The sequence below is a fragment of the Phenylobacterium sp. genome, from assembly GCF_031984885.1.
GTDB lineage: Bacteria > Pseudomonadota > Alphaproteobacteria > Caulobacterales > Caulobacteraceae > Phenylobacterium.
This window is the reverse complement of the sequence record NZ_DAMABV010000002.1, coordinates 319,414-341,012: the sequence shown is the minus strand read 5'-3', so window position 1 is coordinate 341,012 and position 21,599 is coordinate 319,414. Positions and strand designations below refer to the sequence as shown.

The 21,599-nt window shown below is 67.7% G+C and carries 22 protein-coding genes and 1 tRNA gene; 10 read left to right on the top strand and 13 right to left on the bottom strand.

All coding sequences use genetic code 11. The annotated features are described in order from the left end of the window. Window positions 1–7 precede the first annotated feature (7 nt). Together RTL41_RS05065 and RTL41_RS20845 are read left to right on the top strand one after the other, a co-directional pair. Window positions 8–739 carry a hypothetical protein gene (locus tag RTL41_RS05065; RefSeq protein ID WP_312161982.1) on the top strand — a complete coding sequence of 244 codons (732 nt, stop codon included), beginning with the start codon at window positions 8–10 and terminating at the stop codon, window positions 737–739. Window positions 740–1,494: 755 nt separating this feature from the next. Continuing rightward, a complete protein-coding gene (locus RTL41_RS20845) occupies window positions 1,495–3,057 on the top strand; it encodes a recombinase family protein (protein WP_409418310.1) in 1,563 nt (520 codons plus the stop codon). Here the strand turns inward: RTL41_RS20845 and RTL41_RS05055 are convergent. Further along, window positions 3,014–3,089, bottom strand: a tRNA-Ile gene (locus RTL41_RS05055). The genes RTL41_RS20845 and RTL41_RS05055 overlap by 44 nt on opposite strands. Before the next feature lie 153 nt (window positions 3,090–3,242). On the opposite strand from RTL41_RS05055, the gene RTL41_RS05050 reads away from it, so the two are divergent. Next, window positions 3,243–3,983, top strand: a complete 741-nt coding sequence (locus RTL41_RS05050; RefSeq protein WP_312161979.1) for an SIMPL domain-containing protein — start codon at window positions 3,243–3,245, stop codon at window positions 3,981–3,983. Here RTL41_RS05050 and RTL41_RS05045 read toward each other — a convergent pair. From RTL41_RS05045 to RTL41_RS05035, 3 genes are all read right to left on the bottom strand, one after another. After that, window positions 3,980–4,480: a hypothetical protein gene (locus RTL41_RS05045; RefSeq protein WP_312161976.1), complete on the bottom strand. Its 501-nt coding sequence runs from the start codon at window positions 4,478–4,480 to the stop codon at window positions 3,980–3,982. The genes RTL41_RS05050 and RTL41_RS05045 overlap by 4 nt on opposite strands. Next, a complete protein-coding gene (gene panD / locus RTL41_RS05040) occupies window positions 4,480–4,836 on the bottom strand; it encodes an aspartate 1-decarboxylase (RefSeq protein ID WP_056025476.1) in 357 nt (118 codons plus the stop codon). The genes RTL41_RS05045 and panD overlap by 1 nt, the downstream gene beginning before the upstream one ends. A gap of 198 nt (window positions 4,837–5,034) precedes the next feature. Then, on the bottom strand, window positions 5,035–5,949 hold the full coding sequence (locus tag RTL41_RS05035) for an alpha/beta hydrolase (protein WP_312161970.1): 915 nt from the start codon (window positions 5,947–5,949) through the stop codon (window positions 5,035–5,037). An 82-nt stretch (window positions 5,950–6,031) separates the two neighbouring features. Here RTL41_RS05035 and RTL41_RS05030 point away from each other — a divergent pair, with 82 nt between their 5' ends. After that, window positions 6,032–6,577 (top strand): YbhB/YbcL family Raf kinase inhibitor-like protein, encoded by a 546-nt coding sequence (locus RTL41_RS05030; protein ID WP_312161968.1) that lies wholly within the window; start codon window positions 6,032–6,034, stop codon window positions 6,575–6,577. A gap of 100 nt (window positions 6,578–6,677) precedes the next feature. Then, window positions 6,678–7,934, top strand: a complete 1,257-nt coding sequence (locus tag RTL41_RS05025) for a serine hydrolase domain-containing protein (protein WP_312161965.1) — start codon at window positions 6,678–6,680, stop codon at window positions 7,932–7,934. Here RTL41_RS05025 and RTL41_RS05020 read toward each other — a convergent pair. Next, window positions 7,931–8,290 (bottom strand): hypothetical protein, encoded by a 360-nt coding sequence (locus RTL41_RS05020; protein ID WP_312161963.1) that lies wholly within the window; start codon window positions 8,288–8,290, stop codon window positions 7,931–7,933. The genes RTL41_RS05025 and RTL41_RS05020 overlap by 4 nt on opposite strands. A gap of 135 nt (window positions 8,291–8,425) precedes the next feature. Here RTL41_RS05020 and RTL41_RS05015 point away from each other — a divergent pair, with 135 nt between their 5' ends. Further along, window positions 8,426–8,647: a flagellar basal body rod C-terminal domain-containing protein gene (locus RTL41_RS05015; RefSeq protein ID WP_312161961.1), complete on the top strand. Its 222-nt coding sequence runs from the start codon at window positions 8,426–8,428 to the stop codon at window positions 8,645–8,647. A gap of 37 nt (window positions 8,648–8,684) precedes the next feature. Beyond that, entirely contained in the window at window positions 8,685–9,305 is a 621-nt protein-coding gene (locus RTL41_RS05010; RefSeq protein ID WP_312161959.1) for a TIGR02466 family protein, read from the top strand. Here RTL41_RS05010 and RTL41_RS05005 read toward each other — a convergent pair. The 4 genes from RTL41_RS05005 to RTL41_RS04990 all read right to left on the bottom strand — a co-directional run bounded on the left by RTL41_RS05005 (window position 9,302) and on the right by RTL41_RS04990 (window position 15,252). Continuing rightward, a complete protein-coding gene (locus tag RTL41_RS05005; RefSeq protein ID WP_312161956.1) occupies window positions 9,302–10,201 on the bottom strand; it encodes a hypothetical protein in 900 nt (299 codons plus the stop codon). The genes RTL41_RS05010 and RTL41_RS05005 overlap by 4 nt on opposite strands. A 68-nt stretch (window positions 10,202–10,269) precedes the next feature. Next, a complete protein-coding gene (gene rpoD, locus RTL41_RS05000) occupies window positions 10,270–12,213 on the bottom strand; it encodes an RNA polymerase sigma factor RpoD (protein WP_312161953.1) in 1,944 nt (647 codons plus the stop codon). 82 nt (window positions 12,214–12,295) lie between these two features. Continuing rightward, window positions 12,296–14,197, bottom strand: a complete 1,902-nt coding sequence (gene dnaG, locus RTL41_RS04995; RefSeq protein ID WP_312161950.1) for a DNA primase — start codon at window positions 14,195–14,197, stop codon at window positions 12,296–12,298. 41 nt (window positions 14,198–14,238) lie between these two features. Continuing rightward, window positions 14,239–15,252, bottom strand: coding sequence for an HWE histidine kinase domain-containing protein (locus RTL41_RS04990; protein WP_312161948.1), 1,014 nt, complete (start codon window positions 15,250–15,252; stop codon window positions 14,239–14,241). Window positions 15,253–15,453: 201 nt separating this feature from the next. On the opposite strand from RTL41_RS04990, the gene RTL41_RS04985 reads away from it, so the two are divergent. After that, window positions 15,454–16,389 carry a DUF808 domain-containing protein gene (locus RTL41_RS04985; protein ID WP_312161946.1) on the top strand — a complete coding sequence of 312 codons (936 nt, stop codon included), beginning with the start codon at window positions 15,454–15,456 and terminating at the stop codon, window positions 16,387–16,389. Here RTL41_RS04985 and sigJ read toward each other — a convergent pair. The 4 genes from sigJ to RTL41_RS04965 all read right to left on the bottom strand — a co-directional run bounded on the left by sigJ (window position 16,383) and on the right by RTL41_RS04965 (window position 18,973). Further along, on the bottom strand, window positions 16,383–17,255 hold the full coding sequence (gene sigJ / locus RTL41_RS04980) for an RNA polymerase sigma factor SigJ (protein WP_312161944.1): 873 nt from the start codon (window positions 17,253–17,255) through the stop codon (window positions 16,383–16,385). The two genes, RTL41_RS04985 and sigJ, sit on opposite strands and share 7 nt — an antisense overlap. A gap of 10 nt (window positions 17,256–17,265) precedes the next feature. Next, window positions 17,266–17,817, bottom strand: coding sequence for a hypothetical protein (locus tag RTL41_RS04975; RefSeq protein WP_312161942.1), 552 nt, complete (start codon window positions 17,815–17,817; stop codon window positions 17,266–17,268). A gap of 11 nt (window positions 17,818–17,828) precedes the next feature. Then, window positions 17,829–18,206 (bottom strand): hypothetical protein, encoded by a 378-nt coding sequence (locus RTL41_RS04970; protein WP_312161940.1) that lies wholly within the window; start codon window positions 18,204–18,206, stop codon window positions 17,829–17,831. Between the two features lie 71 nt (window positions 18,207–18,277). Continuing rightward, window positions 18,278–18,973: an HAD family hydrolase gene (locus RTL41_RS04965; protein ID WP_312161939.1), complete on the bottom strand. Its 696-nt coding sequence runs from the start codon at window positions 18,971–18,973 to the stop codon at window positions 18,278–18,280. Window positions 18,974–19,136: 163 nt separating this feature from the next. Here RTL41_RS04965 and RTL41_RS04960 point away from each other — a divergent pair, with 163 nt between their 5' ends. Beyond that, entirely contained in the window at window positions 19,137–20,249 is a 1,113-nt protein-coding gene (locus tag RTL41_RS04960; protein WP_312161937.1) for a response regulator, read from the top strand. A 167-nt stretch (window positions 20,250–20,416) separates the two neighbouring features. Further along, window positions 20,417–21,586: a glutamine-hydrolyzing carbamoyl-phosphate synthase small subunit gene (carA, locus tag RTL41_RS04955; protein WP_312161935.1), complete on the top strand. Its 1,170-nt coding sequence runs from the start codon at window positions 20,417–20,419 to the stop codon at window positions 21,584–21,586. Window positions 21,587–21,599 lie beyond the last annotated feature (13 nt).

The window sequence follows — 21,599 nt, the reverse complement described above, 5'->3', positions numbered from 1 at the left end:
ATTGCACGTGGCCAATACGCCCAAAAAGAAGTTAGAGCAGCTCCGCGAAGATCAGCCGGTTACACCACTCGCGCGCAAGCCCTACCTCCCCCCAAGCCACAGCAGTACGCGCGCCCACCCCTTCGGCGCTCAAAGTAAGGCTGCAAACTATTTACAATTATTGCCTTACAACGTAAATTCATATACTAGATACTGGATGTTCCATGGAGATGTATTCTCCAAGGCGGACAAACTACTGTTAGAGTATTTGATTGCACTTGGATTTACCGAGGAAGAGGCCGTCGAAAAGCTGCCCCATGCCAAGGAAGCTGTGCGCCAAGCCACTCCCCACAAAGAGGCCATCCACCCCTCGGCGGATTTCAGTTCAGCGAGTGCATCCGACAGCAATCTAGCCGCCGCCCAAGATGGCGATCCGCGCTTTGCCTCCATCGAGCGCTACGCCAACCGTGCCAGTGGCGAGGATGCTCTGACGTTTTATCAGCGCGCCTGGGCTGCCGCCCCACAGCCACTCTACCGCGAGGACGTGGATGCGCACGACCCCATACTCGCCCCCGCCATTCAAGCCCGCTGCAAATATCTGAATCGACAACGAAAAGAGGACGGCCTTCCCTTGTTGCGGGCAGATGACATTTTGCCGCCTCGCCGTCCCGTACCCAGCGGTCTCGCCAAAACGCGAGAAAGCAATCGTCGCAGACAAGCTACTCGTCGTCAGAAGCTCCAAACACCAATTATCCGTTAGTCACGATTATTTTATCCATTATCCGATAATCACGGGTACATTCCGGCGTTCCGAAGTGAGACACCCTTTTGCGGAACTTCGCGCAAAGGTGTCTCATGAAAAAAGCAGCTCAAAATCGCCCCCACCTCCGCTGGCGGGCGAAACCCATGTCGCCTGCCGAGAAGGCGTGGTGGTCGCGCGGCATCCGCCGCCTGAAAAAGCAGTTCGAGAAGCGATTTCCTGAAGAAGAGGAGCCGCCCAATGCTTCTCCCGCGTGACCCAAAACCCCTTCCAAGCAATCCCCAGTGCCTGCCGTGCAGGCGCTGGGGATGGAAGGAACGCAAGTGCTGCCAGAAGCACAAGGAAATAGAACCACGAAAACTTTGAATATACATAAGATTTCAGACAAGGAACATTGACCAAATAGGATTTTGTTCCTTGTTTGTTCTCATAAATTTTGCTACAATATAGGGCTTGAAAGCCACGAAATAAGAAGAAAAAGGAGGCATCGTGACTACAGAAGAATTCAACCGCCTTCAGGCGGATTCGAGACAGAACGTCCGAGGCGATCTTCCCCCGTTTGAAGCGGACATAGAGGAATACCGCCACGAACTGGCGGAGTTCAACCTCAGCCGCGAAGCGGAAACCCAGCTCCTGACGACGCTCTGGCACATCATAGCCGCGTTCGTGGACAAGGGCTTTTCCGTCGATATCTGCTCCCACCTATTCAGCGCCGAAGACCTGCTTGGCGGCAACGACGAGAATGGCGGGCGGGCATGAGCGGCAACGAACCAAGAATTGCCGTCGCGTATGTCAGGGTGTCCTCGCCCAAGCAGAGACTCCAAGGCCACGGACAAGAGAGCCAGCTCGCCCAAATTCGCGAGTTCGCGAACAGGAAGGGCTACAAGCTCGTCGAGACGTTCAAAGACGACATGACGGGAAAGCTGTTCGACCGCCCCGGCATGAAGGCGATGCTTGCTTTCATTCGAAAGAACCGCGCCAAACGCCCCGTCGCGATAGTCTATGATATATCGCGGCTGGCCAGGAAGGTTGAGGTACATATCCAGCTTCGCAACACCATCGCCATGGCAGGCGGCGTTCTGGAATCTCCTTCCATAGAATTCGGCACCGACCCGGACTCCGTTCTGGTCGAATTGTTGCTTGCGGCGGTTGCGCAGCATGGCTCGGAGAAGAACGGCCAGCAGGTGAAAGACCGCATGCGCGCCCGTATGCTGAACGGTTACTTCGTCTTCCACGCTCCGCAGGGTTTTAAATACAAGGCGGTTTCCGGGCGGGGCAAGATGCTGGTGCGGGACGAGCCCGTCGCGTCGATTATTCAGGACGCTCTGGAGAAATTCTCGCTCGGGGAACTCGACACACAGAGCGACGTCGTTCGCTATCTGGAAGCGCAGCCGCTGTACCCCAAACAGAAAGGCGGGCGGGTGCATCGCAGCCGCGTCGCCCTCCTCCTCACACAACCTGTCTATGGCGGCTATATCGAAGCGCCCAGCGACTGGGACGTGTCGCTCCGTCCCGGCCAGCATGAAGGCCTTGTAAGCTGGGCCACGTTCAAGCGCATTCAGGACAGGCTCAACGGCGTCGGCCATGTGACATCGCGCAAGAACGTAAACGCCGATTTCCCGCTCCGTTCGCATGTACTGTGCGACGATTGCTCCGCACCTCTCACCGCTTGCTGGTCGAAGAGCCGCAACGGTGCCCATCATCCCTACTATCTCTGCCAGTCGCGCGATTGCGTCTCGCGCGGAAAGTCTATCCGGCGTGACAAGCTCGAAGGAGAGTTCATCGACATCCTCAAGAGCGCGCAGCCGACCGAGAAGCTGTTCCGTCTGGCGGTCGGGATGTTCGAGAAGCTGTGGAACCGGAAGGCCGAACGCGCAGCGGCGGAAGAAAGCGCGATGTCTTCGGAGTTGGCGAAGATCGAGAAGCAGATCGACACGCTGCTAACGCGCATCGTCGATGCGAGTGTGCCGAGCGTGATCGGGGCCTATGAGGAGCGCGTTCGCAAGCTTGAGGAAAGTAAGTTCCTGGTCCTCGAACGGATGGCGTCCGGGGCGTCTCCGGCGACCAGCTTCCGCGACACACTTCGAACCGCTTTGGCCTTCCTCGCAAGTCCTTGGAAACTTTGGGAATCAGGTTCCTTAGAGGTGCGTAGGATCGTGATTAGGCTGATGTTTTCTGAGCGTCTGCGATATTCGCGGACCGAAGGATATCGAACCGCTAATTTATCCCTGCCCTTCAATCTCTTGGGCGGTGTTTCTGGCGCGAAAAGCGCGCTGGTGGGCCCGGTAGGACTCGAACCTACAACCAGACCGTTATGAGCGGTCGGCTCTAACCATTGAGCTACAGGCCCCTGCAGCGAAGCAGGGCTGCGGGTTACCACGACCTGCACGCGCCTTAAAGCTGCCGTTCAGCTTGGCTTTGTCAGAACATGCAACCTCCGCTCGTCGCCCGGCGTTCGGAGACCTCAATCCCGCCGGTAAGGCGGGGGCTACTGGAGATTTCGATGAAGACCTTCGTCCGCGCCGGCGCCCTGGCCCTGATGCTCGCCGCCGCCGCCGCGCCCGCCGCCTTCGCTCAAACCGCTCGAACCACGGCAGACTCGATGTTCCAGACCACCACGCTGAACCTCTCGGCCTATGGCGAGACCCGCGTCGCGCCGGACAAGGCGACGATCAACCTGGGCGTGGTCACCGAGGCTCCGACCGCCGCCGCCGCCCTCGCCGCCAACAGCGAGCAGATGACCACGGTCATCGCCGCCCTGCGCAAGGCCGGCATCCCCGACAAGGACATCCAGACCTCGGGCCTGAACCTCAACGCCCAGTACGACTACGTGCAGAACGAGCCGCCGAAGCTGCGCGGCTACCAGGCCTCCAACCAGGTCACGATCACGGTCAACGACCTGGCCAGGCTGGGCGTGGCCGTCGACGCCACGGTCAAGGCCGGGGTCAACCAGGTCAACGGCATCTCGTTCGGCCTGAAGGATCCGACCGCCGCCGAGAACGCCGCCCGCCAGGACGCGGTCAAGGCGCTGGCCGCCAAGGCCGACCTCTACGCCCGGGCCACCGGCCACCGGGTCAGCCGGCTGGTGAACCTCAGCGAAGGCGGCAGCTACGTGCCCTCGCCCCCGCCCGCGCCGATGATGGCCTATGCGCGCATGGAGAAGGATTCGGGCGGCGCGCCGATCTCGGCCGGCGAACTGAACGTCCGCGTCGACATCACCGGCCTCTACGAACTGTCGCGCTAAGCCGCGGGGCCCTCCCCTCCGGGGGAGGGCTGCTTCGGGCCGAGGCCGGCCCTGGCGAAGGCCGACGCCAGCTTGTCGGCGACGACGATGCCGGGCGGAGCTTCGCTGGCTTCCATCACCGCCGCAAAGGTCATGCGCTCACGGCCCTCGATCGGGCCGCTCGCCCAGGCCACGATCCGGGTGCCGTCGGCATTGCTCCGGCAACTGGCGGTCCTGCGCTCGCCGGCGGCCTTCTTCAGCAACTGGTCCAGGCTCTGCACGCCCGGCCCCTCGCAGGTCGGCAGGGTGCGCCCGCAGACGACGTGCGTGCCGTACTGGTAGACGACCTTGCCCTGGTCGGCGATCAGCACGCAGGTGCCCGGATCGCCGATGGCGTCGGACACGGCCTGATCCAGGACGGCCTTCCTGACCCCTTCAGGGGCGCCGGGCGCGCAGGCGCCCAGGGCCGCTGCGGAAAGCACTGCGGCGGAAAGGCCGAGCGCAGCCAGGCGGCGCATCAGGCGGCCTGCTTGATCTCGTTGCCGTCGTCCAGCAGCACGACGCTGGGGGAATAGTTGCGGGCCTCTTCGGCCGGCAGCATGCCGTAGGTGACCACGATCACCTTGTCGCCCTTCTGGACCAGGCGCGCGGCCGCGCCGTTGACGCCGATCACCTTGGATCCGCGCGGAGCCTCGATGGCGTAGGTGGTGAACCGCGCGCCGGTGGTGATGTTCAGAACGTCCACCTGCTCGTGGGGAAGGATGCCCGAGGCGTCCAGCAGATCGCGGTCGATCGCGATGGAGCCTTCATACTCAAGATCGGCCTGAGTCACCGTCGCGCGGTGGAGCTTGGCCTTCATCAGGGTCACCAGCATAGGCGGTCCTTCTAAGTGCGGCGCACAAACCCTCGAAAACGAAGGGCCGCCGGATATAGCGTCGAATGCCCCTGACCACAATTGCGGCGGCGCAGCAAGGTTGACCTAACGGCAATATGTCGCGGGCGAACGGCGGTCTTCGGACATCCATATCATCTGGAATTTCCGACAGTTACGCCCGAAGATTTGCGCTTGTCCTCAAGGCCCGCGATGGGTGACAAACGCGTGAGCGGACGGGGCGTCAGCCACCTGGCCCATGAAGCCCGCGATGTCGTCCAGCACGCTCGCCCGGTCGCGGAACGGGCGCGACATGGCGGCCATGATCTCGTTGTGCCCGACGCCCGGATAGCTGCGGGTCTCCACCTGGCCGCCCGCGGCCCGCAGGGCGCGGCCCAGGGAGTCGGTTTCGGCGGGATCGACGACGGTGTCGGCGTCGCCGGTGACCAGCAGCATCGGCGGGGCGTCGGCCCGCGCCAGCCGCACCGGCTGGGTCTGGCCCAGATCACCGCCCCCGAACACCTCGGCCATGTGTCCCTTCAGGGGCGTGAAGTCGTAGGGGCCGGCGATGCCGACGATTCCGGCGATCCGCGCCGGATCGACGCCGGCCTCTTTCAAGTAGCTCGGCTCCAGGCCCAGCATCACGGCGTTGTAGGCCCCGGCCGAATGGCCCAGCAGCACGATGCGCGAGGGATCGCCGCCATAGGCCCCGGCATGGTCGACGGCCCAGCGCACGGCCTGGGCGCTGTCGTGTAGGAACGCCGGGAAGCGCACCTGCGGATAGAGCCGGTAGTCCGGCAGCACGACCACGAAGCCGCGGGCCGCCAGGGCCTGGGCGACCCATCCGTAGTCCCACTTGCGCCCGCGCTCCCAGCCGCCGCCATAGAGGAACACCGCCACCGGCCGCGCGGCGCTGATCTGGCGGGGCGCATAGACATCGAGGCTCTGGCGACCCAGCGGGCCGTAGGCCTGGTCCCTCGCCGTCAGGATCGCCGGGTCGCGCGGCGTGAAGGTGGCGAACACCCCCAGCGGCGTGCAGGCGGCGCAAGCCGCCGCCGCCAGGGCCACGAGGCCCAGGCGGATCGATCCGAAAGCGCGGCGGGCGTTGCGGGACATGCCTACCGGCTAGGGCCTTTTCTCGACCGCCGCAACCAAGGCTTGGGCGGCGCGCTTTGTGGAGGACGCAAGGAGCAGCCCCATGTCCCCTCCCGCCCATTCCGGTGAAACCATCACCATCTTCAAGGTCGAGCCCCGCGATCCGAGCGGGCTGGTCGTGATGTCGCCCTCCCAGGCCCCGGACGGCCGCCTCGCCGACCGCCATTCGGCCTATCACGAGAATCTCTCCCCGCCCCTGACCTGGACCGAGGTGGAAGGCGCGGAAAGCTACGCCCTGATCGTCGAGGATCCGGACGCGCCGATGGAGAAGCCCTTCATCCACTGGATGATCTGGAACATCCCGGCCGAGGCCGGCGGCCTGCCCGAGGCCGTACCCCAGGCCCAGTACATCGACCCGCCGCATCCGATCATCCAGGGGCGCAACGACGCCGGCGACTATGGCTGGTTCGGGCCGCGCCCCCCGGCCGGCCACGGCATCCACCGCTACTATTTCCAGGTCTTCGCCCTGGACCGGCAGATCGAGGTCGGCCCCGACACCCCGCTGGCCGAACTGCTCAACATCCTGAAGGGCCACACCGTCGCCCAAGGGGAGATGATGGCGACCTACGAGGCGCCGCGTCACCAATAGTTCGAACGAAAAGTACGCTTGACGCGCTCCACGTCAGCCGGGGCATAGCTAGGGAAACGCCTGGGCGGGTGCCCCCGGCGAAATCATCTGGCGAGGCGACATGGACGGCGATCTGGCTCTGGGCGGCTTTTCTTCCGATGGTCTGGCGGCGATCCCCCCGGCCTTGCAGCCGGTGATCGACGCGGGCGACCTCTCCGGCTTCGTGACGCTGCTGTGGCGCAAGGGCGAGGTCGCCCAGGTCAATACGCTGGGCTACCGCGACGTGGCGGGCCAGGCGCCGATGACCCGCGACACCCTGTTCCGCATCGCCTCCATGACCAAGCCGATCACCTCGATCGCGGCCCTGATGCTGGTGGAGGAAGGCAAGCTCCGCCTGGACGACCCGATCACGGCGTGGATGCCGGAATTCAAGGACATGCAGGTCCTGAAGTCGGCGACCGGCCCGGTCGACGACACCGTCCCGGCCGCGCGCGAGATCACGGTCGACGACCTGATGACCCACCGCTCGGGCCTGGCCTACGCCTTCACCTCGATGGGGCCGATCGCCCAGGCGCACGAAGACGCCCTGGGCTCCCCGCTCGGCGGCCACCTTGCGCCCGATGAATGGCTGAAGGCCCTGGGCCAGTTGCCGCTGTCCTACCAGCCGGGCGAGCGCTTCCACTACAGCCACGCCACCGACGTGCTCGGATTCCTGGTCGGCCGGGTCTCGGGAATGGGCTATCGCGAGTTCATCATGGAGCGGATCCTGAAGCCGCTCGGCATGAACGACACCGACTTCTGGTGCCCGCCGGAAAAGCGCGAGCGCATGGCCAAGCTCTACCGGATCAATCCCAAGACCGACGCCATGGAGGACATCTCCTTCCCGCACCTGCCCGGCCCGCCCGCGTTCTGCGGCGGCGGCGGCGGGCTGATCTCGACCGCCGACGACTATCTGCGCTTCGCCCGCATGATGCTGGCCGGCGGCGAACTGGACGGCGTGCGCTATGTGAAGCGCGAGACGCTGGAGCTGATGCGCGAGAACCGCCTGACGCCCGAGCAGCGCCAGGTCCCGTTCATGGGCATCCCGTTCTGGCTGGGCCAGGGCTTCGGCCTCGGGGTCTCGGTCATCACCGACCCGGAGAAGCAGGCCTGGATGGGCGCCGGCTCGGAGGGCGCGTTCGGCTGGCCGGGCGCCTTCGGGACCTGGTGGCAGGCCGACCCGGTCGAAGACATGGTGATGATCTACCTGATCCAGAACTCGATCCCGCTGGAGCCGGAGGCCGCCGCACAACTGGCCACCGGCCAGCGCATGGGCGGCCGCGCCGCCCTGCCGGCGTTCCAGAAGCTGACCTATGCGGCCCTGGGCCGGCCGCTCTAGTAGGTGTTGCGGCCGGTGACGCACATCGGCCGCCCCTCGTACAGGTCGCCGATCAGGCTGCCGTCCTGGGCGGCGGCCTTGCGCGCCTTCTCGTAGGCGAGGTTCTCGACCGGCGGCTTCACGCCGTCCGGGCAGATCGGCGCGTCGACCTGCGTGCCGGTCCGGCAGGTGCAGAAGTCCTCGCGCTTGTCGAGGCGGCTGGCCGGGACCTTGCAGGACACCGGCAGCGTCTGGCCGCCGACGTCCAGGCAGATGATCGTCTGGGTCGGCGGGTTCTGCGACAGCGGCGCCTGGGCCAACGCCGCGCCGGCGGAGCCGACGAGCGTCGCGGCGGCGATCAAGGCGATGCGGATCATCAGGCAATCCTCCAATACGACTTGCCCACGACGCGCTTCGAACGTTCGGGCGCGCCATGGTTGGCGGAGCGTTCATCACGCTCCTGCGCGAAAGCTTAACTGCGGGCGGCGAGGATGGTTGCGGGGAGGCCCGTCATGGATCCGATCGCCACCGCTCAGTACGGCATGCTCGCGGCCAGCCGCCGCTTCGACGCTTCGGCCGGCCGCGTCGCCCGCATGGGCGTCGAAGGCGAGGCCGTCGACCTGCCGGCCGAAATCGTCGAGCAGATCACCGCCGAGACGGCGTTCGCCGCCAACGCCGCGGTGATCCGCAGCGCCCAGGACATGGCCGGCAAACTCCTCGACGTTCTCGCCTAGCTTTGACATCCGGCCTGCGGACCGTTAGCGCCGGGCCATGAGCCTGCGCCCCCTCTTCGTCACCCAGGTCTATGAAGCCAGCCTCGCCGGCGAGCGCGGCTTCGCCGACTTCAACGCCGAGCTCGAGGACGCCTGCCGCATGCTGGCGGACGAGGACATGGCCGGCCAGGCCTGGTGCCGCGAGCACGGCTATGGCGGCTACACCTCCTACGCCTCGCTGGACGACCTGCCGATGCGCGCCAGCATCTTCGAGGACCTCAAGCGCAAGCTCGACAGGCACGCCGCGGCCTACGCCAAGGCCCTGCACCTGGATCTCGGCCGCCGGAAGCTGAAGCTGGACAGCCTGTGGGTGAACATCCTGCAGCCCGGCGCGGCGCACTCGGGCCACATCCATCCGCACAGCGTCCTCTCGGGCACGGTCTATGTCGCCATCCCCAAGGGGGCCAGCGCGCTGAAGCTCGAGGACCCGCGCCTGCCGCTGATGATGGCCGCCCCGCCCCGCGCCGCCGACGCGCCGGAGGAGGCCCGCAGCTTCGTCTACCTGCAGCCCGAGCCCGGCACGGTGCTGATGTGGGAAAGCTGGCTGCGCCACGAGGTCCCGGCCAATGCCGCGCGCAAGGCGCGGATCTCGGTCAGCTTCAACTACGCCTGGCGCTAGCGCCGGGCGCAGGCGCCGGGCTCCTCTTCCTTCTGGCGGTGTGGGGCGTAGGTCTTGCCGTTGTAGCGCACCACCGGGAAGCAGAAGCCCGGGCCGCCCAGCACGATGTCGGGCCAGCCGCCAGCGCCCTTGGTCGGCAGGAATTCGGGGATGCCGGCCGACTGGAACAGGGTGCGCCAGGCGCCCGCGGCGTTGCGCTCCATGATGTAGAAGCCCTGGCCGGTATTGCCGTAGCAGAAGCCGCCGCTTTCGGTGACGATGATCTCCTGACGCCCGTCGCCGTTGAGGTCGCGGATGTCCTGGGGCTCAATGGCAGCTTCACATTCGCCGTGGCTGTTCAGCCATCGGCCGCCCCTGGAAACGAAACCTGCCGCGCGCAGGGCCGCGGTGCGGTCGGCCGCGGTCACGCCGCTCGAAGCTTCGACCTTGGCGAACGAGGCCTCGGCGCACGCGGCCGGGCGCTGGTAGCCGTCGCCGGCATACTTCCAGATACGCACGCAATCGGCCGTGACCTTGATGTCCAGCCAGCCGTTCGATCGTGAGGTTTCGAAGCCCAGGGCTCCACTATCCCTCGCAATGGCGCGCCAGCGGCCGTCGCGCCCCTTGGCGAGGATCGTGAACCAGAAACCCGGCTCGCCGTAGCAGGCGGGGTTCTTGTCGACGGCCGCCGCCTCCAGCGCGCCGTCGCCGTTCAGGTCCATGAAGGCGAACTTCGGCTGCGAAACCCCGCCGCAGACATTGATCGCCTGGCCGCCGGCGACCGTGAAGCCGCCGGCCTCGAAGAGCTGGGCGCCCTCGGCCTGGGACATCTTGGGCGGCGCGACGACCTGCTGGGCGAGCGCCGAGGGTCCGAACGCCAGTACGGCGAACGCCGATGCAAGGATCTTCAAACGCATGCTGGCCGCCTCCAAGGGGAGACGGCCAGCCTGACGCGATAACGACGTTATGTCACGCGCGATGCGGTTTAGCTGTCGAGGAAGCTCCGCAGCTTGCGCGAGCGCGAGGGGTGCTTGAGCTTGCGCAGCGCCTTGGCCTCGATCTGGCGGATCCGTTCGCGGGTGACGCTGAACTGCTGACCGACCTCTTCGAGGGTGTGGTCGGTGTTCATGCCGATCCCGAAGCGCATGCGCAGGACGCGTTCCTCGCGCGGCGTCAGCGACGCCAGCACGCGGGTGGTGGTCTCGCGCAGGTTCGACTGGATCGCCGCGTCGATCGGGAGGATCGCGTTCTTGTCCTCGATGAAGTCGCCCAGGTGGCTGTCCTCCTCGTCCCCGATCGGGGTTTCGAGCGAGATCGGCTCCTTGGCGATCTTCAGGACCTTGCGGACCTTTTCCAGCGGCATGGCCAGCTTCTCGGCCAGTTCCTCCGGGGTCGGCTCGCGGCCGATCTCGTGCAGCATCTGGCGGCTGGTGCGGACGATCTTGTTGATCGTCTCGATCATGTGCACCGGGATGCGGATGGTCCGGGCCTGGTCGGCGATCGAGCGGGTGATCGCCTGGCGGATCCACCAGGTCGCATAGGTCGAGAACTTGTAGCCGCGGCGGTATTCGAACTTATCGACCGCCTTCATCAGGCCGATGTTGCCCTCCTGGATCAGGTCCAGGAACTGCAGGCCGCGGTTGGTGTACTTCTTGGCGATCGAGATCACGAGGCGCAGGTTGGCCTCGACCATCTCCTTCTTGGCCTGACGCGCTTCGCGTTCGCCCTTCTGGACGGTCTGGACGATGCGACGATAGTCGTCGATCGGCACGCCGGTCTCGGTGGCGAGCGCCGCCACTTCCGAACGGATGTCGCCGATCTGGCCGGCGTCGTTCTCGACGAACTTGGTCCAGCGAACGCCCAGCGGCTTCACCTGTTCGGTCCAGTTCGGCGACAGCTCCTGGCCGAAATAGGCCTTGAGGAACTCGGTCCGCGAGATGCCGTAGCTGTCGGCCAGGCGCAGCAGGCGGCCTTCCAGGCCCATCAGGCGCTTGTTGATCGCATAGAGCTGCTCGACCAGCGCCTCGATGCGGTTGTTGTTCAGCTTCAGGGTCTTCAGGTGCTGGACGATGGCCAGCGAGGCGCTGGTATAGGCCTTGCGGTCGGCGTCGGAGAGGTCTTCGCCCTTCAGGCGCTTGCCGACCAGCTTCTCCTGCAGGGCGCGGAACGAGTCGAACTCCGAGGCGATGGCGTCCAGGGTCGCCATGACCCCTTCGCGCAGTTCGCCTTCCATCGCGCTGATGGTCGGACCGGCGCCGTCGTCGAAGTCGTCGTCATCGTCGGCGCCTTCGGCCTTGGCCACGGCCTCGCCGTCCTCGGAGGTCTCTTCTTCTTCGCTCTCGGCTTCCGCGCCGCCGGCCAGTTCGGCCGCCGCGGCGTTGGCGCCGCCATAGGTCTGTTCGAGGTCGATGACCTCGCGCAGCAGGATGCGGCCCGAGCCCAGTTCCTCGCGCCACACCATGATGGCCTCGAAGGTCAGGGCGCTTTCGCACAGCCCGCGGATCATGGTGTCGCGGCCGGCCTCGATACGCTTGGCGATGGCGATTTCGCCTTCGCGCGAGAGCAGCTCCACCGAACCCATTTCGCGCAGGTACATGCGCACCGGGTCGTCGGTCCGGTCGTAGGCCGGCTCCTTGGTCGTCTCGACGACGGCCGTCTCCTCGCGAACGGCGACTTCGCCGCCCTCGGCGTCCTCTTCGGCCTCGACGACGTTGACGCCCATCTCCGAGAGCATGGCCAGCGTGTCTTCAATGGCCTCGGAGGTGACTTCCTCAGAGGGCAAGACCTTGTTCAGCTCGTCCATGGTGACGTAGCCGCGGGCCTTGGCCTGCTTGATGAACTTCTTTACGCCGGCGTCGGTAAGGTCGAGCAGCGGGCCGTCGCCGCCAGTCGATTCAGTGGTTTCCGCTTCAGCCGTGTTGGTGCTCATCTAGGTCTCCGGATTTCGGCGCCGCCCCGTGCAGGGGCTGGGCCGAAGATGCTCCAATAGCGAACAGACGAGTCGTACTCCCTTACGACCCTTCTCCCGCCCAAATCGTTCCCGTTCTGATCGCGCGTTTCAGCGTGTCGCGTTCGCCTTTCAGACGCTCGAGAGCTTCCATATCGGAACGACCGCTAAGGTTTCCCTTCGCGGACGCAATAGCCTCGTCGAGCGCCACGAGCCGTGAGAGGCCCGCGAAAGCTTGCGACCACTGGGATCTAGCGACGTCGAGGGAGACATCCGGTTTCATGATGGGCGCGCCCGATTTCGCGGCGGCCCGGTCGATGTCTGTCAGCAGCGCAGTAAACCCGCAAGACGCCAGATGGCGTGCGAGAGTCGCGGTGTCAAGATGATCAGTGTCCAATCTGAAACTGATGATCTCGGTCATAAGCTTCGCCAGAGCTTGAACACCGAAGCCTTTGGCCAGGAACGAGTTCTCCAGATGTTCGTCCAATACGCTGGGATCACCGACCGCATACTTGGCGAGCGTCGCGGCCGCCGGGTCGATGGAATGGGCCAGCCGCTGGGCCGCCGCGCGCCCGGCCGCGGTGGGCGCGGGGTCGATCCATTCGCGCGCGCCACCGCGCCAACCCCTTGATCCGCCTGCGCTTCCGCGTTGCGGACGCCCGCCTTGCTCGGGTTGCGAGCGCGCCTTGGGGCCTGTTGCGTCGAAGCGCTCCATCAGCGCTTCGCGATAGGCGTGCTGCAGGTCCTTGTCGGCGATCAGCGCAGCGGCGTTGCGCAGCCGGTTCTTGAAACCGGCCCGCCGCTCGGGGGTGTCGAGCGGCTCCAGGTCATGTTCGCGCGTGAACAGCGCGTCGACGAAAGGCGTGGTCTGCGACAACTGGGCGCGGAGGGCCGCCGCCCCCAGCTCGCGCAGCACCTCGTCGGGGTCCTTGCCACCCTCGACGATGGCGAACTTGAAGCTCTTTCCGGGCTTGAGCAGCGGCAGGGCGCGGTCGATGGAGCGCGAGGCGGCCTGGCGCCCGGCCCGGTCGCCGTCGAACGCCAGGGTCGGTTCGCCGTGGAGACGCCAGAGCATCTCCATCTGTTCCTCGGTCAGGGCGGTGCCCAGCGGGGCGACGGCGGCGATCCCGGCCCGCTGGCAGGCGATCGCGTCCATATAGCCTTCGACCACCACCAGCGGCGGGGTCTCATTGCCGGGCGCCGCGCCCAGGATCTTGCGCGCCTCGCCGACGCCGTAGAGCGTTCGTCCCTTGTGGAAGAGCGGGCTTTCCGGGCCGTTCAGGTACTTGGCGCGGGCTTGCGGGTCCATCGCCCGGCCGCCGAACGAGAGGATGCGGCCGCGGTGGTCGGCGATCGGGAAGATGATCCGGTCGCGGAACCGGTCATAGGGCGCGCCGCCCTCCTCCGGCGCGATCAGCAGCCCGGCCTCGACCAGTTCGCCCGGCCTGGCGCCCTTGGTGATCAGATAGTCCTTCAGCGCCGTGCGGCCGGGCGGCGAGAAGCCCAGGCGGAACCGCGCCCACTCCGATTCCGGCAGGCCGCGGCGCTCCAGATAGGCGCGCGCCTCCTTGCCCTCGGGCCGGCGCAGGGCGCCTTCGAACCATTGGGCGGCGGCGTCCATCCACTCCGACAGGCCCTGGCGCTGGCGTTCCTGCTCGGCCGAGCGGGGGTCGGCCTCGGGCATGGTCAGGCCCGCCTCGGCGGCCAGCCGCTCGACCGCCTCCATGAAGGACAGCCGCTCGGTCTCCTGCAGGAAGGTGATCAGGTCGCCGTTCTTGCCCGACGAGAAGTCGAAGAACTGGCCCTTCTCGTCGTTCACGTAGAACGACGGGGTCTTCTCCTTGTTGAACGGCGACAGGCCGACATACTCCCGCCCCTGCTTGCGCAGCTTCACCGTCCGCCCGATCACGTCGGAGGGGCGGAGGCGGGATTTGATCTCGTCCAGAAAGTGTTCGTCGACGCGCACCGCGCGGATGATACAGCGTCCGGGGCCGCGGCGTAGCCCCCTCAGCGATCCAGCAGGCCCGACACCGGCGCCTCCAGGTCGACCTCGACGCCTACGGGCCGGTAGCGCCGCGTCACCGCGCCGCCGGGGCCGAGCCCCAGGTCGATCAGGCGGCTGCCGAACCCGCTGTGCGCCGGCGGCTGGACCAGAGGGCCGCCCGTCTCCCGCCAGTGCAGCTTCAGCATGCCGCCGGCCACCTCCCAGCCCAGGTCGACACGCCCCTCCGGGGCCGACAGCGCGCCGTACTTGGCCGCATTGGTGGCCAGTTCGTGCAACACCAGCGACAGCGCCATGGTCATGCGCGCGCCGATGCGGATGTGCGGGCCGCTCAGCCGTATCTGGTCCAAGCCGTTCAGGGGCGACAGCGTCGCCTCGACCACATGGCGCAGGGCCACCACCGACCAGTTCTCGCGGAACAGCACGTCATGGGCGTGGCCCAGCGTCACGACCCGATCGAGGAAGGCCTCCACCGCGCCGCGTTCGGCGACGCCCTTCAGCGACTGGGAGGCCAGCGCCTGGACCGTGGCCATGGTGTTCTTCAGGCGATGGCCCATCTCCTGGGCCACGGTGTCCAGATCGGACTGCGCGCGGACGGTGGCCGTGGTCTCGACGACGGTGTCCATCATCCCGCAGACGGTCCCGTCCGCCAGCCGCAGCGGGCTGTAGCAGAAGGTGAACCAGACCTGCTCCGGCTGGCCCGAGCGATCGATGACCAGGGGGAAGTCCTCGATGAAGGTCGACTCTCCGGCCAGGGCGCGGCTCGCGATGGGCTCTATCGTGTCCCAGACCTCGGCCCAGACCTCGGAGAACGGGCGGCCCAGGGCCTCGGGCTTGTCGCCGAGGATGGGCAGGAACGCATCGTTGTAGATGGTGGTGAGCGACTTGCCCCAGGCGATCGCGGAAGGGAAACGGGACCCCAGGATGAACCCGACCATCGTCTTCAGTTCCGGCGGCCATGCGGCCACCGGCCCCAGCGGCGTCTTCTCCCAATCGAACTCCCGGACCAACTGCGCCATGCGTCCTTCGCCGACCACGAAGGGGGTTACGTCAAGCGCCTGGGCTATATCGACCGTTTCCATCCACCCGCACCGCCGCCGCTCTCATCGGCGCACAACGACCTGACTGGGGCGCCCGCAAGACGCGGCTTTACGGCTGCGCCCTTCCCCCCTACCGACCTGAGGCATAGGCTCAAGTCTTTCAATCAACAGAGGTTCCCGATGGCTTCCGGTCTTGTGGCGCTGCTGGACGATGTCGCAGGCATCGCCAAGATGGCGGCGGCCTCGCTGGACGACGTGGCCGGGGCCGCCGGCAAGGCGGGGACCAAGGCCGCGGGGGTGGTCGTCGACGACACCGCCGTCACCCCCGGCTATGCGATGGGCTTCACGCCCGAGCGCGAACTGCCGATCGTCCTGCGCATCGCCATCGGCTCACTGCGCAACAAGCTGGTGTTCCTGCTGCCCGGCGCCCTGGTGCTCAGCGCCTTCGCGTCCTGGGCGGTGACGCCGCTGCTGATGGCCGGCGGCGCCTATCTCTGCTTCGAGGCCACCGAGAAGATCATCGAGGCGCTGCGCGGCGAGGACGCGGCCGACGAGCCGCAGGAACTGGCCCTCAGCGCCAAGGAACTGGAGGACCAGAAGGTCAGCGGCGCGATCCGCACCGACTTCATCCTCTCGGCCGAGATCATGGCCATCGCCCTGGCCGACGTGGCCGACCAGCCCATCGCGATCCAGGCCGGCGCCCTGCTGCTGGTCGGCGTCCTGATCACCGCGGCGGTCTATGGCGTGGTCGGGCTGATCGTGAAGATGGACGACATCGGCCTGCACATGGCCAGGCGCCGTGCCCGCGCCGCCCAGGCCGTCGGCCGCCTGCTGGTCAAGGGCATGCCGGTGGTGATGAGCTGGCTGACCGTGGTCGGCACCGCCGCCATGCTGTGGGTCGGCGGCGGCATCATCGTCCATGGGCTGGAGCGCTTCCACCTGACGCCGATCCCGGTGTGGGTGGAGGGGGTTTCGCACTGGGCCGGCGCCGCGCCGGCGATCGGGCCGGTCACCGGCTGGCTGGCCTTCGCGGTCGGCTCGGCGCTGGTGGGCCTGGCCATCGGCGGGACCATCGCCGGCGCGCTGCACCTGCTGCCGCATCGCAAGGCTCACTGATCGATCGGCAGGCGCCCAAGCTTGTCGGGATTGCGGACCAGGTAGATGGCGGCGAGCTTGCCGTCCTCGCCCGGCTGGAAGGCCACGGTCATGGGGCCGTCCTCGTGCTCCATGATCACGCCGGGATAGCCGTTGATCCGCACCGCGCGGAAGCTGAGCGGCCACACCGACACGCCCCCGGCGCGCCAGGCGAGGCCCTCCAGCAGGCGGATGATGTCCTCGCGGCCGGTCATCGGGCGCAGCGCCGCCGCGCGCTTGCCGCCGCCGTCTGAGATCAGCACCGCGTCCTCGGCCAGGACCGCCGACAGGGCCTTCATGTCGCCCTGGACCGCGGCGGCCATGAAGGCGGCGGCCAGCTTGGCGGCGTCCTCCTGGCTGACGGTGAAGCGCGGGCGGTTGTCCTTCACGTGGGCGCGGGCCCGGGCGGCGAGCTGGCGCACGGCCGCCTCGTTGCGGCCCAGGGTCTCGGCGACCGAGGCGTAGTCCTCGTCGAAGACGTCGTGCAGCAGGAAGACGGCCCGCTCCAGCGGCGAGAGCCGCTCCAGCGCCAGCAGGAAGGCGACCGAGACGTCCTCGGCCCGCTCGACCGGGTCGACGGCGAGTTCCTCGATCAGGGGCTCGGGCAGCCAGGGCCCGCGATAGGCCTCGCGCTGGGCCTTGGCCGAGCGCAGGCGGTCGATGCAGAGGCGGCTGGTCACGCGCACCAGCCAGCCGACGGGGTCGCGCACCGCCTCCTCGCTCCGCGTCCAGCGCAGCCAGGCGTCCTGGACCACGTCCTCGGCCTCGGCGACCGAGCCGAGCATCCGGTAGGCCAGCCGGATCAGCCGCGGGCGCTGGGCTTCGAAGATCTCGATGTCTGCGGCCATGACGGGAACCCTACGCCGCCAGCGGGGCGTGGACCACGGGGGTGGCGATCCCCGCCACGGTGACCTTGGAACAGGCCCTGCCGTAACCGAGGGCGTATTTCAGCGTCGGGTACATGCGCCCGGTGGTCAGGGCCAGGCCAAGGGCGACCAGGCCCCTGTCGCCCCAGCGCCGGACGACCTCGTCGCGCAAGGGATCGGCGGCCTCCAGGTCGCGGGCCAGGCTGGCGCGGGCGAAGCGCCAGGCCAGGGCGGCGTCCTGGCCCATGGCGTCTGCGTCCCCGGCCAGGATGGCCCGCAGGACCTCGGGGGCGACGCCCTCGGCGCCGGCCATGTCGACGACGATCTGGGTGCAGGGGCCGCAGTCCTCGGCCAGGGTCCCGACCAGCTTGGCGGCGGCGATGGCCGCGGCGGGCGCGGCCTTGGCGTCGACCATGCCGCTGACCATCCCGAAGCGCAGCAGGCTGGCCGGGCTGGCGGCCAGGACATGGCGCATATAGCCGGCGTCATAGCCCCAGCGGCGTTCCAGCTTGTCGATCTGGCGGGCGAGCAGGGTTCTCAACATCGGGCGTTCCTTCAGGCGGGGCGGCGGAGAATGGCGATCGCCGCGGCGATCAGGGCCGGGGCGTAGACGCCCGGCAGGTCCCGGATCAGGTTGGCGAGCGGATCGGCCGAGCAACTGGCGTCGAAGACGTGGATGGCGGCGTGCAGCAGCAGGAACCCGGCCCCGGCGACCAGGGCCGGCCAGCCCTGGACCGGACGCCAGGCGAACCAGGCCAGGCCGCCTGCCGCGACCAGGTAGGCCGCGCCGATGTCGCGCACGAAATGGGGATTGTAGGGGCCGGTGGCGATGACGCCGGGCACGGCGTTGTACCACCAGAACGACGCCAACAGCATGGCCAGGGCGTTGAGCCCCAGCAGCAGGGCCAGGGCTGCGGCGAGAATGCGCGGCATGTGATTTCTCCGAACCATCGCAGGCAGGACGGTTCGGCGGCGGCGGCTGTGACACGGCCCCCGGAAAAAAGTCAGCCGAGGGTGGCGATCCAGGCCGGCAGGTCGCGGATGCTGGCCAGCTCGGCGAAGCGCGGATGGCCGTTGGGCGCGTCGGCCATCTCGTGCGCCCAGATCAGCGGATAGGGCACGTGGGCGCCGTAGGCCCCCGCCTCGATGGCCGGCAGGATGTCCGAGCGCATGGAGTTGCCGCACATCACCGCCTCGCCCGCGCCGGTGCCGTGGCGAGCGAAGACGCGCGAATAGGTCGAGGCGTCCTTCTCGCTGACGATCTCGACCGCGGCGAACAAGTCGCCCAGGCCCGAGGCGGCCAGCTTCTGCTCCTGGTGCAGCAGATCGCCCTTGGTGATCAGCACCAGGCGGTAGCGCTCGGAGAGCTCGGCCAGGGCGTCGTCGACGCCGGGCAGCGGCTCGACCGGCTCGCTCAGCATCTCGCGGCCGACGGCGAGGATCTCGCGGATCACGTGGCCGGGCGGCTCGCCGCCGGTCATCTCCATGGCCGTCTCGATCATCGAGAGGGTGAAGCCCTTCACCCCGTAGCCGTAGAGCCGCAGGTTGCGCTTCTCGACCTCGGCCAGGCGCTTCTCGAGGGTTTCCTTGTCGGCGACGTCGGACAGCAGCTCGCTGAACCGGTCATGGGTCAGCCGGAAGATCGTCTCGTTGTGCCAAAGCGTGTCATCGGCGTCGAGGCCGACCGTCGTGATGCTCATGGCCGCTGAAATAGACGCTGGCGGGCGAAATGCGAACCCCGGCGCCCAAAGCTTGGGCTTATCGAAAAATTTGCACGCCGAACGGGCGCTGTAAGCATGGCTGCGACCTGGGCGGGCTCATCTGATCGCGGCCCTCGGGGGGCGATTCGTTGGGGATGGGGGAATGCCGAAGGTCGGGCTTCGGGAGCGTATCGCACGCCTGCTGGGCGGACGCGCCCTGGCCAGCGCCCAGGCGCGGGCCGACGTCGCGGGCCAGCGGCTGCGCGAGGCGCTGGACCTGCTGCCCGAGGGCATCGTCTTCCTCGACGCGGACGGCCGCTACATCCTCTGGAACAAGCGCTATGCGGAGATCTACCACCGCTCGGCGGACCTGTTCTCCTCGCAGGCGACCTTGGCCGACACCCTGCGCACGGGGGTGGCGCGCGGCGACTATCCCGACGCGATCGGGCGCGAGGAGGAATGGCTGGCGGCGCGGCTGGCCAAGCTGAAGAACCCCACCGGCGAGCGGCACGAGCAGCGGCTGTCCGACGGCCGCTGGCTGATGATCGAGGAGCGCCGCACCGCCGACGGCGGGGTGATCGGCCTGCGGGTCGACATCACCGAGATGAAGCGCCAGGCCGCGGCCCTGGAGGACGCCCTGCACCGGGCCGAGGTCGCCAGCCGCGCCAAGACCGAGTTCGTCGCCGACATGAGCCACGAGCTGCGCACGCCGCTGAACGGGGTGCTGGGCCTGATCGACGCCCTGGAGCGGACCGGCCTCACCGCCGAGCAGCACGGCCTGGTCGGCGACATCCAGGCCTCCGCGCGCCAGCTCGACCGGCTGGTCGGCGGGCTGCTGGACTATGGCGACGCGGCCCTCGAGGCCGACGCCGCGCATGAACCGATCCAGGACGGCGAGGCCCCGCCCCTGCGCATCCTGGCGGCCGACGACAACGCGACCAACCGCAAGGTGCTGGAGCTGATGCTGGGCGCGGCCGGCGCGGAGGTGACCAGCGTCGAGAACGGCGAGCAGGCGGTCGAGGCCTGGCGGCGGGGCAGCTTCGACCTGGTGCTGATGGACCTGCGCATGCCGGTGATGGACGGGCTGGCCGCCATCCGCGCGATCCGCAAGGCCGAGGCCCCGGGCCTGCCGCGCGCGCCGATCATCGTGATCAGCGCCAACACCTCGCCGGACGACCTGAAGTCCTCGACCGAGGCCGGCGCCGACCGCCACATCGGCAAGCCGGTGCGGGCCGACGCGCTGTTCGAGGCGATCTCGGGCGTATTGTCGGACTGATCGCCATCGGCGCTGCGACGCCGAATCCCGCCGCGCCGCATTGACCCGGCCTCTGCTAGTCATTAGGTAGCCGCCGTTTGCCGAACAAGCGGACGAGTCAAGGAACGGGCGGGGTTCACCCCGGCCCGCCTTTTTGCGAGCATGCACCCTCTAATGGAGACGCCGAGATGACTGTAGAACTTCTCCAAGGTGTCACGGGCGTTCTGGTCCTGGCCGACGGGACGGTCCTGCAAGGGATCGGAGTCGGCGCGACCGGCGATGCGGTCGGCGAGGTGTGCTTCAACACCGCCATGACCGGCTATCAGGAGATCCTGACCGACCCCTCCTACATGTCGCAGATCGTCGCCTTCACCTTCCCGCACATGGGCAATGTCGGGGTGAACCTCGAGGACGTCGAGCAGATGTCGGGCGCGGCCGAGACCTCGGCCCGCGGCGCGATCTTCCGCGACGTGCCGACCGCCCCGGCCAACTGGCGCGCCGACGGCGACCTGGACGGCTGGATGAAGCGCCGCGGCGTCATCGGCCTGGCCGGGGTCGACACCCGCGCCCTCACCCGCTCGATCCGCGAGAACGGCATGCCGCACGGCGTCATCGCCCACTCGCCGACCGGCGAATTCGACATCCCCGCCCTGGTGGAGAAGGCCAAGGCCTGGGCCGGCCTGGAGGGCCTGGACCTGGCCAAGGACGCCTCGTGCCTGCAGCCGTTCGTCTATGACGAGGGCCTGTGGACCTGGCCCGAAGGCTACGCCAAGGCCGGCGAGCCCAAGTACGAGGTCGTGGTCCTGGACTACGGCGTCAAGCGCAACATCCTGCGCGCCCTGACCTCGATCGGCGCCCGCGTCACCGTGGTCCCGGCCAAGACCACCGCCGAGGAGGTTCTGGCCCGCAAGCCCGACGGCGTGCTGCTGTCCAACGGTCCGGGCGACCCGGCCGCGACGGGCGAATACGCCGTGCCGGAGATCCGGAAGCTGGTCGACAGCGGCGTGCCGGTGTTCGGCATCTGCCTGGGCCACCAGATGATGGCCCGCGCCCTGGGCGCCAGCACCGTGAAGATGGACCAGGGCCACCACGGCGCGAACCATCCGGTGAAGGACATCACCACCGGCAAGGTCGAGATCGTCTCGATGAACCACGGCTTCACGGTCGACCGCGACAGCCTGCCCGAGCCGGTGGTCGAGACCCACGTCTCGCTGTTCGACGGCACCAACGCCGGCATCGCCCTGAAGGATCGGCCGGTGTTCAGCGTCCAGCACCACCCGGAAGCCTCGCCCGGCCCGACGGACTCGCTCTACCTGTTCGAGCGCTTCGCCGGCCACATGGACGACGCCAGGAAGTAGGCGGCCCGGGGCG

Bases quoted from the DNA above. Each gene is read 5' to 3' on its own strand.
- RTL41_RS20845 (WP_409418310.1), top strand. From the start codon at position 1,495: ATGAGCGGCAACGAACCAAGAATTGCCGTCGCGTATGTCAGGGTGTCC.
- RTL41_RS05050 (WP_312161979.1), top strand. From the start codon at position 3,243: ATGAAGACCTTCGTCCGCGCCGGCGCCCTGGCCCTGATGCTCGCCGCC.
- RTL41_RS05045 (WP_312161976.1), bottom strand. From the start codon at position 4,480: ATGCGCCGCCTGGCTGCGCTCGGCCTTTCCGCCGCAGTGCTTTCCGCA.
- panD (WP_056025476.1), bottom strand. From the start codon at position 4,836: ATGCTGGTGACCCTGATGAAGGCCAAGCTCCACCGCGCGACGGTGACT.
- RTL41_RS05035 (WP_312161970.1), bottom strand. From the start codon at position 5,949: ATGTCCCGCAACGCCCGCCGCGCTTTCGGATCGATCCGCCTGGGCCTC.
- RTL41_RS05030 (WP_312161968.1), top strand. From the start codon at position 6,032: ATGTCCCCTCCCGCCCATTCCGGTGAAACCATCACCATCTTCAAGGTC.
- RTL41_RS05025 (WP_312161965.1), top strand. From the start codon at position 6,678: ATGGACGGCGATCTGGCTCTGGGCGGCTTTTCTTCCGATGGTCTGGCG.
- RTL41_RS05020 (WP_312161963.1), bottom strand. From the start codon at position 8,290: ATGATCCGCATCGCCTTGATCGCCGCCGCGACGCTCGTCGGCTCCGCC.
- RTL41_RS05015 (WP_312161961.1), top strand. From the start codon at position 8,426: ATGGATCCGATCGCCACCGCTCAGTACGGCATGCTCGCGGCCAGCCGC.
- RTL41_RS05010 (WP_312161959.1), top strand. From the start codon at position 8,685: ATGAGCCTGCGCCCCCTCTTCGTCACCCAGGTCTATGAAGCCAGCCTC.
- RTL41_RS05005 (WP_312161956.1), bottom strand. From the start codon at position 10,201: ATGCGTTTGAAGATCCTTGCATCGGCGTTCGCCGTACTGGCGTTCGGA.
- rpoD (WP_312161953.1), bottom strand. From the start codon at position 12,213: ATGAGCACCAACACGGCTGAAGCGGAAACCACTGAATCGACTGGCGGC.
- RTL41_RS04990 (WP_312161948.1), bottom strand. From the start codon at position 15,252: ATGGCGCAGTTGGTCCGGGAGTTCGATTGGGAGAAGACGCCGCTGGGG.
- RTL41_RS04985 (WP_312161946.1), top strand. From the start codon at position 15,454: ATGGCTTCCGGTCTTGTGGCGCTGCTGGACGATGTCGCAGGCATCGCC.
- sigJ (WP_312161944.1), bottom strand. From the start codon at position 17,255: ATGGCCGCAGACATCGAGATCTTCGAAGCCCAGCGCCCGCGGCTGATC.
- RTL41_RS04975 (WP_312161942.1), bottom strand. From the start codon at position 17,817: ATGTTGAGAACCCTGCTCGCCCGCCAGATCGACAAGCTGGAACGCCGC.
- RTL41_RS04970 (WP_312161940.1), bottom strand. From the start codon at position 18,206: ATGCCGCGCATTCTCGCCGCAGCCCTGGCCCTGCTGCTGGGGCTCAAC.
- RTL41_RS04965 (WP_312161939.1), bottom strand. From the start codon at position 18,973: ATGAGCATCACGACGGTCGGCCTCGACGCCGATGACACGCTTTGGCAC.
- RTL41_RS04960 (WP_312161937.1), top strand. From the start codon at position 19,137: ATGCCGAAGGTCGGGCTTCGGGAGCGTATCGCACGCCTGCTGGGCGGA.
- carA (WP_312161935.1), top strand. From the start codon at position 20,417: ATGACTGTAGAACTTCTCCAAGGTGTCACGGGCGTTCTGGTCCTGGCC.